Here is a 12,385-nt window from a genome sequence, read left to right as displayed (position 1 = left end):
AGGCGAAACCTGTCGATGATCAGCCAGTGGCAGCTGCGCGCCGCATTCGCTGCGCGGCTCTCGGACATGTACGGGCGGGAGGTCCCTGCCTACACCACGCTCGTGGACGTCTCGCGCGAGGTCAACGAGGACGTCCTGCACACGCGGGGCGCCGACGCCGAACGCCTCGGGTCCATCAGCCGGGTGACCGCCGAACGCCACGGTGCCATCCGGGTCGGCACTCCGCAGGAGCTGCAGCAGGTGGCCCGTATCTTCGGCGCCCTGGGCATGCACCCGGTCGGCTTCTACGACCTGCGTGAGGCCGCCGCCAGCGCGGTCCCGGTCGTCTCGACCGCCTTCCGGCCCATCGACAGCGAGGAACTGGCGCGCAATCCCTTCCGCGTCTTCACCTCCATGCTCACCCCCGCCGACCCACGGTTCTTCGACGCGGGCCTGCGCTCCCGTCTGGAGGCCTTCCTCGCCAGCCGCGAACTGTTCCCCCCGAAACTGCTCGCACTCGCGGACCGGGCCGAAGCGGAGAAGCAACTGCCCGAAGAGGACGCCGAGCGCTTCCTCCAACTCGCCGTGCAGGCCTTCGAGCTGTCGGCCGAGCCCGTCGACAAGGCCTGGTACGAGACCTTGGAGCGGATCTCCGCCGTCGCCGCGGACATCGGCGGCGTACGCAGCACGCACATCAACCACCTCACTCCCCGCGTGCTGGACATCGATGAGCTCTACCTGCGCATGACCGAGCGCGGCATCGAGATGATCGACACCATTCAGGGCCCGCCAGCCTGGCAGGGCCCCGACGTCCTGCTGCGCCAGACGTCCTTCCGCGCCCTCGCCGAGCCCCGCGCCCTGCGCACCCCGGACGGCACCGTCATCAGCGGCGCCCTGCGGGTACGCTTCGGCGAGGTCGAGGCCCGGGGCATCGCCCTCACCCGCGAGGGCCGCACCCTCTACGACCGCCTGCTCGCCCTCGTCGACCAGCAGGCGGCCGCCCACCCCGAAGCGGACCGAAGCGAACTCGCCCGCACCGTGTGGGAACAGCACATGCCCCGCACCGAGCAGGAGCTCCTCGCCCAGGGCCAGGCCTACTTCACCTATCAGGTGGCGCCCGACCGGCCGCGGGACGGAAACCGCCCGCCCACCGGCGTCGTCGACCTGGTCAAGCAGGGCTGGGTGCGTGCCGAGCCCATCGTCTACGAGGACTTCCTGCCCCGCTCCGCGGCCGGCATCTTCCAGTCCAACCTCAGCGGCGAGGGCTCCAGGAACAACGACCACGAGGGCACCGCCTACGACGCCGAGTGGCTCTCCGGTGCCATCGGCCGCGAGGTCCTGGATCCGTTCGCCCTCTACGAGCAGCAACAGAACCGCTCCATCGCGCAGGTCACCGACAAGCTGCAACTCGACGGCACGCTCGGCTGACACACCTGGTCGGAGCGCAGGGACGACTCAAGTGAGCACGAAGGAGCGAGCACAGTGACCACGACAGCGCAGGGCCTCGGCCACCCCGATGCGGCAGCCGTGACCGAAGCCCTCGGCCGGGGGAACTGCGGCGAGGTCGCCGGTGACGCCGGCCGCCGGGCACAGTACTCGGCCGACGCCTCCAACTACCGGCAGGTCCCGCTGGCGGTGGTCTTCCCCCGGGAGCGGGAGCACGTCCTCAACGCGCTCGCCGTGTGCCGCCGGCTGGGCGTGCCGGTCACCTCTCGCGGAGCGGGCACCAGCACATCCGGGCAGGCCGTCGGCTCCGGCGTGGTGCTCGACTTCTCCCGCTACTTCAACCGGCTGCTCGCCCTGGACCCGCGGGCCCATACCGCGACGGTGCAGCCGGGCATCGTCCTGGACGACCTGCAGACGGCCGCCGCCGAGCACGGCCTGCTGTTCGGTCCCGATCCGTCCACCCACAGCCGCTGCACCCTCGGCGGCATGATCGGCAACAACGCGTGCGGTACCCATTCGGTGGCCTGGGGCCGCACCGCGGACAACGTGGTGGAACTCGAAGTGGTCACCTACCGCGGCACCGTGGTGCGCCTTGGTGAGATGACCCAGGCCGAGATCGACGAGGCCGTCGCCGCGGGCGGCGACCGGGGCCAGCTCATCGCGTCCCTGCACCGCCTCGCCCAGAGGAATCTGGCGACGCTGCGCACCGATCTGGGGCGGTTTCCGCGACAGGTGTCGGGCTACGCGCTGGAGCACCTGCTGCCCGAGCGCCGCTTCAACCTCGCCAAGGCTCTCGTCGGCAGCGAGGGCACGCTGGCGGTCGTCCTCTCGGCGACCGTCCGCCTCCTCTCCCTGCCGCGTGCGCGGGCCCTGGTTGTGCTCGGCTTCCGGGACGCCTGCGCCGCGGCGGACGCGGTGCCCGCGCTGCTGGACCACCGGCTGCTGGCGCTGGAAGGGCTCGACCAAGCGCTGACCGACATCGTCACCCGGCCCGAGACCCGCGCGGCGATCGACACCTTGCCCGCCGCGCAGGCCTGGCTGTTCGCCGAACTCGGCGGCACCGCAGACGAACTGCCCCAGCGTGCCCGGGCACTCACCGCGGCAGCCGAACAGGCAGCAGGGTTCACCGGCAGCGAGGTCGTCACCGACCCCGTGCGCGCCCGCCGGCTGTGGCGGATCCGCGAGGACGGGGCGGGCCTGGCCACCCGCCTACCCGACGGGTCGGAGGCATGGCCCGGATGGGAGGATGCAGCGGTCCCACCCGAGCAACTCGGCTCTTATCTCCGCGAGTTCACCGAGCTGCTGGAACAGCACCAACTGCAAGGGGCCGTCTACGGGCACTTCGGCGAGGGCTGCCTGCACGTGCGCATCAACTTCGACTTCACCACCGAGCAGGGCACCGCCGCCTTCCGCGCCTTCGTCACCGACACCGCCAAACTAGTCGCCGCGCACGGTGGCTCCCTATCCGGCGAGCACGGCGACGGCCAGGCCCGCTCCGAGCTGCTGCCCCTGATGTACGGGCCCGACGTCATCGCCCTGTTCGAGCAGTTCAAAAACATCTGGGACCCCGACAACGGCCTGAATCCCGGCATGATCGTGCAACCGCTCCCCCTCGACACAAACCTGCGCGTCAGCCCGCACCGCACCCCGCTGCCCCTGACCACCGTCTTTCCCTTCCACGCCGACGACGGCGACTTCGCCAAGGCCACCCGCCGCTGCGTCGGCGTCGGCAAATGCCGCACCGCCGCCCACCGCGGCGACGTCATGTGCCCCAGCTACCGGGTCACCCTGGACGAGAAGGACTCCACCCGCGGCCGCGCCCGCCTGCTGTACGAGATGACCCAGGGCGAGGTGATCACCGACGGCTGGCGATCCACCGAAGTCCGCGACGCCCTCGACCTGTGCCTGTCCTGCAAGGGCTGCAGCGCCGACTGCCCGGTCGGCGTGGACGTGGCCACCTACAAATCGGAATTCCTGCACCATCACTACAAGGGACGCATCCGGCCCGCCTCCCACTACACGATGGGCTGGCTTCCCCTGCTCTCCCGCCTGGCCGCCCGCACGCCGCGCCTAGTCAACGCGCTGACCGCATCCCGCCTCGCCCCACTGATCAAACGCCTGGGCGGAATCGCCGCGGAGCGGGAAGTGCCACGGTTCGCCGAGCAGACCTTCCTGTCCTGGTTCCGCACCCGCACCCCCAACGGCGCCGGACACCGCGGACCGGTCATGCTGTGGGTCGACTCCTTCAACAACCACTTCACCCCCGAGGTCCTCAAGGCCGGAGTGGCCGTGCTGGAGCACGCCGGCTTCCGCGTTCAGGTCCCCGACGGCACACAGTGCTGCGGACTGACGTGGATCACCACCGGGCAGCTCGGCATCGCCCGCCACATCGCCGGACGCACCGTCACCGCGCTGGCGCCAGCCGTACGCGCCGGGACGCCCGTCGTCGGCCTCGAGCCCAGCTGCACCGCAGCCCTCAAGTCCGACCTGCCCGAACTTCTCGACGGCAACGCCGACGCCCGCGCCCTGGCCCAGACCACCGTCACCCTCGCCGAACTCCTCGTCCACCACGCACCCGACTGGCGACCCCCGCGCATCGAAGCCCAATCGATCAGCCAGACGCACTGCCACCAGCACGCCACCTCCGGCTTCAACGCCGACAGCACGTTGCTGCAAGCCATGGGTGTCGACAACAGCAGCCTGGATTCCGGCTGCTGCGGGCTGGCCGGCAACTTCGGTTTCGAGCGCGGCCACTACGAGGTGTCCGTCGCCGCCGGCGAACAGGTCCTGCTGCCTGCCGTGCGGGCAGCGTCGCCCGACACCGTCGTCCTCGCCGACGGCTTCAGTTGCCGCACGCAGATCGCCCAGCAGACCGACCGCCGCGGCACCCACCTCGCCGAGCTGGTTGCCCGCGCTCTCCCCTCCCACCGTCCCAGTGCCTGACTCCGACCCCAGACAAGGAACCACACGTGACTGACGCACTCTCCCTGGTTGACGACTGGGGACCCGAGAAGATCGTTGTCGTTTCCCACCGGCGCACCGGTATGAAGGGCGTCCTGGTCATCGACAACACCGCCCGCGGTATGGGCAAGGGCGGCACCCGCATGAGCCCTCACGTGACCGTGGACGAGGTGGCCCGCCTGGCCCGCGTCATGACGTGGAAGTGGGCGAGCGTCGACCTCTTCTACGGCGGCGCGAAGGCCGGCATCGTCGCCGACCCAGCCTCCCCCGACAAGGAGGCCATCCTGCGGGCCTTCGCACGTGCCCTGTCCAACGAGGTGCCCCGCGAATACGTGATGGGGCTGGACATGGGCCTGACCGAGGACGACGCGGCCATCATCCAGGACGAGCTCGGCGACCGGGGCACCGCTGTCGGCACCCCGGAACACCTCGGCGGTGTCGCCTACGACAAGCTCGGCGTCACCGGCTACGGCGTCGCCGAGGCGACCGACGCCGCCGCCCAGCACCTGGGCCTACCGCTTGGTGGTTCCAGGGTCGCCATTCAGGGCTTCGGAGCCGTGGGTCATGCCGCAGCCGCGCGGTTCGCCGAGCTCGGTGCCACCATCGTCGCCGTGTCCACCGCCAAGGGCGCGCTCCACGACCCCAGCGGCCTGGATGTGCAGGCCCTGCTCGCCGCCCGGGAAGAGCACGGCGACGACTTCGTGAACCGGCACCCCCAAGGGACCGTCATCGCCCCCGGTCGGGAACTGACCGTCGACTGCGACATCCTGGTCCCCGCCGCCCTGCAGGATGTCATCGACGACGAGACCGCCCACCAGATCAAGGCCAAACTCGTCGCGGAAGGCGCGAACCTGCCCACCTCTCCGCAAGCCCAGGAGATCCTCGCGCAGCGCGGCATCGCCGTCCTGCCCGACTTCGTCGCCAACGCGGGCGGCGTCGTCGCCGCCGCATTCGCCATGGACGCCCGCTACTCCGGTTTCCGTCCCGAAACCCCCACTATCTTCCAGACGATCTCCCACCGACTGCGCGCCAATGCCGTCGTCGTCATGGAAGAGGCGAAGCGCCGCGGCACGACTCCTCACCGCGCTGGCCGCAGCCTCGCCGAGGAACGCGTCCGCACCGCCATGCACAGCAAGGGACGTATTCCCCGCTGAGACGCCGCAGTCCACCGCGACCAGGCCTGGCGCCGAGGGAACGAGGCGGAAAGTGCGCTCGTCGTCGGTGCTGTGCTCCAGGCCCCTGCCGGAGACGACGGGCAGACGTGGCGGGGCGGGCACCGACGGTGCCCGCCCCGCGCTTGCGCGGTGCGATGTCAGTCCTTGACCAGTTCCAGGCAGGAGACCGGGACGCCGTTGCTGGGCAGCCGGAAGCGCTGGGTGTCCTCGGGGATGCGGTAGCGGCTGTTACGCGGGTCGGTGCGCAGCCGCCGGGTGGACTCCTCAGCGAGGATGAATCCCGCGCGGGTGCCGGGGCTGTTGCGCTCCTGCACCGTGCCGGTCAGGCCACGCAGCAGCGCCGGACACAGCGAGTCGGTGATGCGCGCCCGACGGCCGGGCAGGCTGCCCGCGAATGCGGCCTTGTCGAGCTCGATGAGTCGCAGCGCTGCGACCTCTGATAAACGGGCTTCAGCCACGAACATCCCGTCGACCGTCCTGCGCTCCGTGGTCGTGAAGTAGGCGGCGACGCGCCGCCACCCGGCCGTAGTGGCCCGGTCGGCCACGATGGCCAGCGTGTCCAGGTCCTTGGGCGGGAGGCGGCGAAGTGCAGCCCGCATGAGGGGCGAAGCTGACTCGGCCAGCAGTGCGGTCACTTCGCCGGGGTCACCGCAGGTGTCCGTCCGTGCTTGGGTGACGCAAGGCGAGCCGCGCCCCCGGTCGTGACCAGGGGCGCCACAGAACCAACAACACCCATAATAGTGACTATGTGAGTGATGTGAACCTCCTGACTTGCGTATTCGCCCTCAGTCGCGGTCTCGGAGGGGTGGCAGTGGGAAGGTGCGCCGGGGGTCCATCCGTACGCACCGCTCGCAGTAGGCGGTCACGGCGTTGGCGGTGCACTCGCCCCACTGGCACTCGAAGCGCTCGCGTGGCCCGCAGATCAGGCAGCGCCCCAGCGTGATCCCGTGCAGCTCGCACGGCTCCCAGCGCTTGCGTTCGGGCAGGGTTTCAAGGGCGGGGCGGGGGCGCTGAAGGCGGGCGAGGTCGGCGGCCGGGAACGATTCCTCGCCGTCGCGTATCCAGCGCGGTGACAGCTGCTCGAACCGCTCGGGCGTGGTGTAGAACGGCTGGCCGGCGGGGCTGAAGACCATGGCCAGATGTCCGTCGGAGATCAGGGCCTCCAGGCGGTGGTGGCTGAACTCCCGTAGGAGGGAGAGCATTTCGTCCTGGCGCAGGCTCCAGGCGTACCCGTAGCGGCGCAGGATCCGGCGCTCGGCGGCCGCCGGGCCGCTCTGGGCCGCGTCGAGTGCCTCCACGGCCGCGACGGCGGCGGCCGGGTTCGAGGCCAGTTCGCGCGCTGCGGCCTCGGCGTCCGGGGAGGTGGTGTGGCTGCTGAGCGCGTACCCGTGGAGCTGGTCCACGACCTGGTGCGCTCCCTCCTGCTCGGCGACGGCGTAGCGGACGGGCGGCCGGGGGTGGCGTCGGGGCATGACGGAACTCCATCTGCGCAAGGGGGCGGAAGGGCGGGAGCAGCGGCCTGGCGGGGGAGGTGCGGTGGTCAGCGGGTGGGCAGTGGCGTGTAGGAGGAGAGGACGTAGTGGCCCAGTTCGCGCAGGGCGCCGGCGGTGCGCTCCACGGCTTCGGGGCTGCTGTCGGCCGGACGGTTGTACGCCTTGATCTCGCTGTTCCAGGTGAACCCCTGGGAGGTGAGGGTCTCCTTAGTTCCAGGTGTGAGGTCGGCGGGGGATCTGGGGGCGGCGACGAGTCCGTGAGCGGGGTCGGGTACGACCAGGAACACCGGGTCTCCTTCCGTCGCGGGCCGCCCCGGCCCGGGGCGGCCCGCGGGTAGCGGACGGGTGGTCAGTGGGTGACGGTGTAGTCGGCTTCCAGGACGGCGAGGGCGGCACGGATGGCGGCCCGGGTCTCCGGGCTCGGCGCCGAGTAGGGGAAGTCCAGGGCGTGCACGGCGTCGTCCAGGTGGTCGTCGGGTATCGGCAGCGCGTACCCGCTGCGGTAGAGGGCGACGGCGGTCGCCGTGGCGACGCGGCTGCGGTTGTAGGCGATGGCTTCCTCGGCGCTGACGTCGGTGCCGAACGCTTCACGGGCGGTGGGCGGCAGTGCCGCGATTCCGGCGGTGAAACGACGGGCGCGAATGCGGAGGCGGGCCGGTCGCAGGGCACGGCGCAGCGTTCGCAGCATGGCAACTCCTGAAACTGGAAGCAGATAAGGGGAAGGGGGCGGTCAACCCGGCGTGCAGGGCGCCGGAGGGGCGACGGCCTGCACGCACTATTTATAATAGTATGATTCTGTGTTGTGTGAACCCACCCATGACCTGCGCAAACGCCGCTCTGCGGCCGTACAGAAGTGGAGACGAGAGGGGTGCCGGGACGGCTCCGCGCGCGGTGGTCACAACTGCGGGGCGTGCGCGACCAGGGCGTCGGGGAACCCACCCCTGATCTGATCGTTCACTCCTGCCGTGTCTGGGCGACTGTGGCCAGCATGGGGATTGCGGAGCCGGGGCGGCCGGACGTTTCGACCGTGACCCGCTCGCCGGAGGAGTCGACGACTGCGCAGACGCTGTCGACCTGGACGGGCTGCTCTGTCCGGACAGGCGGGACGTGTGCTGCCAGACGATCCGGGTGCGTTGGTGCTCCTCCTCGATGGGGCGCCGGGAAGTGCGTCGGCCAGGGCCTCGGCGACGGCGCGGCGCCGCTGGCCTTCGCCTGCTGCCGGGCGGTGAGTTCGGCGGCCTGGTCCACGGCCTGGGCGTGCAGTGGGTAGAGCCGCCGGGTGATCTCGCGTGCCACATGGCGGGCGCTGCTGGCGGTGACCCCGATCGACGGGGCCTGCATCTGGGTCTCGTCCGGGAGTGCCGCGTAGATCTTCAGTCGGCCGGGCTGTTGGTCGTCGGGCTGGCACAGGCGCAGGGTGCGGTCTTCGCCGTCGACGATGAGCCGTGCCAGGCCGCGCGCGTACTCGGACAGCGGGGCGGTTCGGCGGTAGATCGTTCAAGTGTTCGATTCCGTGATCGTGAGGTGAGACCGCAATCCACCGGGGCCGCCTTGCAGCGCTTCCGCCTCACCGTCACCGCCGACGGCCGCCCAGCCATGCGCGGCTGGTGGGGGAGTGAGGCAACCGCCCGCCGCAAGTTCAGCCGCTGGGTCGGCGAGTACGGCGGCCTGCCCGGCGCCCGCGTCACCCTCACCGACGACCAGACCGGCGCTACGTTGACGGCCTGGCCGACCGAGCCGTGAACCTCTGCCATGATGCGGATCATGGCTCACCGTCCTTACCCGGCCCGTGGCCGTGCCCTGCGGCAGGTCATGCGCAGGTACCGCAACGAGATCCCGCCCCACATGCTTCCCGCCGCCCGCACTACGGACGCGGGCCCGGCGCAGGCCGGCACCTACCGCATGTCACTCCGTCGGCGCGGCGCAGGCTACGAACCGGCAGCATGCGTGCCTCAAGCCTGAGAGCGGCCCCTGTCGCCCCGCTCGCCGAAGAGGCCTGGGCGCCCTGCCAACGTGTTGGGTGCCCAGGCCGGCCTTTCGAGCAGGGGCAGACCCGACACGGGGGGTTAACGAGTCTGCCCCTGCACGTTGGCGCCTGCGAGCGTCTCCCCGGAGTGCAGGCGCCTGACCCGCACTACGTACACCGAGACATGAGATCGGAGTGTCACGGGTGACGGCTGATGGTTTCGAGATCGCCACATCTGTGAAGGCTGGCCGCTCACCGTCGACGGCCGCCCGCCGTGAGGTCCTCGGAGACCTGTAGGCCGGCCCTGACGGCGCTCACGGCTCCCAGTCGTCCGGCCCGCCGCCCCGCCACTCGATGAGGTCCGACCCGGCGATGTCCAGTTCGTCGAAGCCCTCCAGTCCGGCCCGCTCCAGGAACACCGTGAGGTCCTGCAACGAGAACGCGGTACCGAGATACAGATCGTCGACCAGCACCTTGCGCCCACCATGCTCCGTGGGCGGGGAGACGATCATGTGGCCAGCCATGGCGCCAGCCTGCGCCCGTTCGGCGCGGCACGCCCGCCCGATTGCGGCACTCGCGGTGCAGGGCCCGAACGCCTGCAGACCGCAGACGCCCGGGCGCGCACAGCCTTTCGATTCCAAGGTCGCCGGGCAGCATGAAGGCATGAGCACACCAGTGGGGCGCGATGGGCGCCGCCTCGTCACGACCGCCCAGGCCGCCTACAGCCTGGGCATGACCCCCGCGCAGTTCCGCAGTGAGGCGCAAGGCTCCGGCACGAGTGATGCGCCGGAGCCCGCAGCCTGACCGCATGTCGGGTCAGTAGGCGACCTGCCCCTCGCTGTAGCCCGAGAACTCAAGGTGGAACTTTGTACCGTTGAGGACATTCGTAGCCGCCACGCCCCAGAATTACGTGAACCCGGGTGAAGGGCGGTTGTCTCGCGCTCGCCGAGACAACCAACACGGCAGAGCTGCCCCGGTCCTCCAGGTCAAAGGACTGATCAACGTCGTTTGCGACTGGTGGCACGGTTCTTACCGGGACCCCGGACATGCTCGGCAAAGCTGCTGCCCGTTGCCCTGCGGGAGGCGCTCTGCCCGGCATGTTCAAGCGGGGTTCAGCACGGCTTGACCCAATACACGCCCACCCAGCTGTAGCTGGGGTCGCCGGTGTACGGCTGCGCAGTCGTGTAGATCACGGATCCGCTGCTGTTGAGGAAGCGCGCCTTCGCTCCCGCCCCGTTGTTGTAAAGCTGGTTGTTTATATAGGATCCCTGGCTGATCCAAGGGATGGAGTATTTCTGGCAGTAGAACATGTCGATCCTGTCGCCAGTGTAGCTTTCGTATTTATAGGCGCAGAAATATCCGTTGAATTTTGTTCCCTTGCAGGGGTCGGCTGCCGCCAGCGTTCCGGTGCTCGAGGTGAAGTCCCTTGGGTAGTCCTCTCCAGGGAGAGTGACGAGCACCCGGCCCCGGCCATTGAGGTCAATCTCGTTGAGTGCTACTTGCTTCCCGCCGGTCTTCTTCAAATAGGCGTCGACTTTCGAGCGGAGTGCGGCCGCCTGGCTGTTGGTCAGCCACGGCAGCTGTAGTTCTGGTCATGGCTGGTCCTGGAGAGCGTGTCGGCGCTGGTGGCAGGCTTGTGTGATGGCTTGATGGTGGCGGCGCCAGGCCATCCAGTGCAGGACGTGTTCCGCGTCCCGCACTGGTGGTGTGAGGACAAACGCCCGGAGGAGTCGGACGAGTTCGGGACAGGTCAACGGGACGAGACGGACCGGTCCGGCGGGGTCGGCCGTGGTCGTGGCGGCGGTCAGGGCGAGGACGGCGGATGCGACAAGGGAGAACAGCGACCAGCGCATCCAGGAGTTCCAGCAGGTCACCTGTCCTTCATCCAGGCCGGTGAAGGTCTTGCCGAGTTGGAAGGTCTCCTCGATCCGCCACCGTCGGCAGATCACCTCCACCAGCTGGGCGAGGGTGACATCTTCGGGCGACCAGCAGCGGAAGAAGGAGATCTCGCCGGTGTACCGGTGCCGGCGAGCGACCAGGACGCTGGTGCCGTCATCCTGGTGTCCGTTGGGGGTGTCGTCCGCACGGACATCGAGCCAGGCCCAGTCGTACTCGCGGGTGCCCTTCGTTCCGTGTCCGGTCTGCATGCGCATCCACTGGTGCGGCAGCACCTTGTTGATCATCTGGCGGGCCTTCCAGCTGCGGCCCGCTCCGTCCGTGACCGTGTAGGTGTGGGACACGCCGACCGCGTAGCCGAGCCCGAACCCTCGTATGATCTGGCGGAGTTCACGGCCGGAGTACACGTCGTCGCCGGCGAACCAGCGTGCCCGGACGCCCAGCTCGAGCGCGTTTTTGACCATGGCGGCGGTCTGCTGCAGCTTCGTCGCGAACATGATCTCCTCCGGGACGCCGGCCGCCTCCCGGCGTTCCTCGTCCGCGGCCCAGTCCCTCGGCAAGTACAGGGTGCGGTCGATCACCACCCGCACCGACTCGGTGACCGCGGCCAGGTGCACGGCGACCTGGCACAGTCCGACGCCTTTGATCGCGCCGGAATACTGGCGGCCGGCGCCGACGCAGTCGGTCGAGGACTTCGCGTCCCCGGTCTCGTCCGCGACCAGCACCACGTCCTGACCCGCGAGTTCATGGATGACCAGGCGGGCGATCTCCTCCCGGGCCCGGTCATGGTCGAACCTCGCCCGAGACAGCAGGTGCTGCAGCCGGTGCGGGCCTGGATGCCCCAGCGCCTGAGCCAGCGTCCAGCAGTTTCGCGTGTCCACCTCCGTGAGCAGCCCGGTGATCATCTCCGCGGCCGTCGCACGTGTCTCACGCCGCGCGAAGCAGCCCGCGATCGCGTCCATCGCCGCCCCGAACAACCGGCCCCAGGCGGCCTGGGCTATCGTGACCTCCGCGGCCACCGCTTCTTGAAACGTCGTCACAAACGTTCATGATCACGGTGGCCGTACCCATGCCCGAACCCAGCCCTCAAGCTGCTGAACAGCACAGACACCGGAACTACAGCTGCCGTGTCAGCTTGGCGGCTTTGGCCTGGCCCGCGAAAGCCTGGGGCCTCGGAACGGCGCGGTCCGCGGTTTCGGCCGCGGCAGAGACTCCGGTGTTAAGCAGAGTGGCAACCGCCGTTGCGGTGATTGCAGCGAACAGGCGCGTGCGCATGGAATATCCCTCTCTGTCCTGGATTAGCACGTTGTTCCCTCCCCTTGGGTACGCTGGTAAGGCCCGTGCCCCCCTCGTTGTCGGTCAGCTGTGTACCGGCGTCGTGCAGTGTGACAGTTCTCAACTACCGGGTAAATAGCGGACGTTGAATCAACCTGGGACTAGTAAAGATGCGTGGGCATGGGGAGGTTTGC

The 12,385-nt window shown here is 69.5% G+C and carries 13 protein-coding genes; 5 read left to right on the top strand and 8 right to left on the bottom strand.

Annotated features, from left to right (window positions below; genetic code table 11):
* Positions 1-15: 15 nt before the first annotated feature.
* Genes hglS through ACX25U_RS39900 form a run of 3 tightly spaced genes read left to right on the top strand, consistent with a single transcriptional unit; the run spans position 16 to position 5,540 of the window.
* Positions 16-1,407, top strand: a complete 1,392-nt coding sequence (gene hglS, locus ACX25U_RS39910; protein WP_454387389.1) for a 2-oxoadipate dioxygenase/decarboxylase — start codon at positions 16-18, stop codon at positions 1,405-1,407.
* A 54-nt stretch (positions 1,408-1,461) separates the two neighbouring features.
* Positions 1,462-4,368 carry an FAD-binding and (Fe-S)-binding domain-containing protein gene (locus ACX25U_RS39905; protein ID WP_454387387.1) on the top strand — a complete coding sequence of 969 codons (2,907 nt, stop codon included), beginning with the start codon at positions 1,462-1,464 and terminating at the stop codon, positions 4,366-4,368.
* A 26-nt stretch (positions 4,369-4,394) separates the two neighbouring features.
* A complete protein-coding gene (locus ACX25U_RS39900; RefSeq protein ID WP_454387385.1) occupies positions 4,395-5,540 on the top strand; it encodes a Glu/Leu/Phe/Val family dehydrogenase in 1,146 nt (381 codons plus the stop codon).
* A gap of 158 nt (positions 5,541-5,698) precedes the next feature.
* On the opposite strand, the gene ACX25U_RS39895 is transcribed toward ACX25U_RS39900, so the two are convergent.
* From ACX25U_RS39895 to ACX25U_RS39875, 5 genes are all read right to left on the bottom strand, one after another.
* The gene (locus ACX25U_RS39895; protein WP_454387383.1) at positions 5,699-6,160 is read right to left on the bottom strand and encodes a hypothetical protein; all 462 of its coding nucleotides are present in this window, start codon (positions 6,158-6,160) and stop codon (positions 5,699-5,701) included.
* A 186-nt stretch (positions 6,161-6,346) separates the two neighbouring features.
* The gene (locus ACX25U_RS39890) at positions 6,347-7,033 is read right to left on the bottom strand and encodes a hypothetical protein (RefSeq protein WP_454387381.1); all 687 of its coding nucleotides are present in this window, start codon (positions 7,031-7,033) and stop codon (positions 6,347-6,349) included.
* Positions 7,034-7,101: 68 nt separating this feature from the next.
* Positions 7,102-7,341 (bottom strand): hypothetical protein, encoded by a 240-nt coding sequence (locus tag ACX25U_RS39885; protein WP_454387379.1) that lies wholly within the window; start codon positions 7,339-7,341, stop codon positions 7,102-7,104.
* A 62-nt stretch (positions 7,342-7,403) separates the two neighbouring features.
* A complete protein-coding gene (locus ACX25U_RS39880; RefSeq protein WP_454387377.1) occupies positions 7,404-7,742 on the bottom strand; it encodes a hypothetical protein in 339 nt (112 codons plus the stop codon).
* Positions 7,743-8,008: 266 nt separating this feature from the next.
* Positions 8,009-8,395 carry a hypothetical protein gene (locus ACX25U_RS39875; RefSeq protein ID WP_454387375.1) on the bottom strand — a complete coding sequence of 129 codons (387 nt, stop codon included), beginning with the start codon at positions 8,393-8,395 and terminating at the stop codon, positions 8,009-8,011.
* A 183-nt stretch (positions 8,396-8,578) separates the two neighbouring features.
* Here ACX25U_RS39875 and ACX25U_RS39870 point away from each other — a divergent pair, with 183 nt between their 5' ends.
* Positions 8,579-8,797 carry a hypothetical protein gene (locus ACX25U_RS39870; RefSeq protein ID WP_454387373.1) on the top strand — a complete coding sequence of 73 codons (219 nt, stop codon included), beginning with the start codon at positions 8,579-8,581 and terminating at the stop codon, positions 8,795-8,797.
* 537 nt (positions 8,798-9,334) lie between these two features.
* Here the strand turns inward: ACX25U_RS39870 and ACX25U_RS39865 are convergent.
* Positions 9,335-9,544: a hypothetical protein gene (locus tag ACX25U_RS39865; protein ID WP_454387371.1), complete on the bottom strand. Its 210-nt coding sequence runs from the start codon at positions 9,542-9,544 to the stop codon at positions 9,335-9,337.
* A 139-nt stretch (positions 9,545-9,683) separates the two neighbouring features.
* On the opposite strand from ACX25U_RS39865, the gene ACX25U_RS39860 reads away from it, so the two are divergent.
* A complete protein-coding gene (locus tag ACX25U_RS39860) occupies positions 9,684-9,824 on the top strand; it encodes a hypothetical protein (RefSeq protein ID WP_454387369.1) in 141 nt (46 codons plus the stop codon).
* A 308-nt stretch (positions 9,825-10,132) separates the two neighbouring features.
* Here ACX25U_RS39860 and ACX25U_RS39855 read toward each other — a convergent pair whose 3' ends face one another.
* Positions 10,133-10,543: a hypothetical protein gene (locus ACX25U_RS39855; protein ID WP_454387367.1), complete on the bottom strand. Its 411-nt coding sequence runs from the start codon at positions 10,541-10,543 to the stop codon at positions 10,133-10,135.
* Between the two features lie 69 nt (positions 10,544-10,612).
* A complete protein-coding gene (locus tag ACX25U_RS39850) occupies positions 10,613-11,956 on the bottom strand; it encodes an IS701 family transposase (protein WP_454387366.1) in 1,344 nt (447 codons plus the stop codon).
* Positions 11,957-12,385: the final 429 nt, after the last annotated feature.

Source organism: Streptomyces sp. JNUCC 63, assembly GCF_054366325.1.
This window is presented reverse-complemented; position numbering and strand designations above follow the sequence as displayed.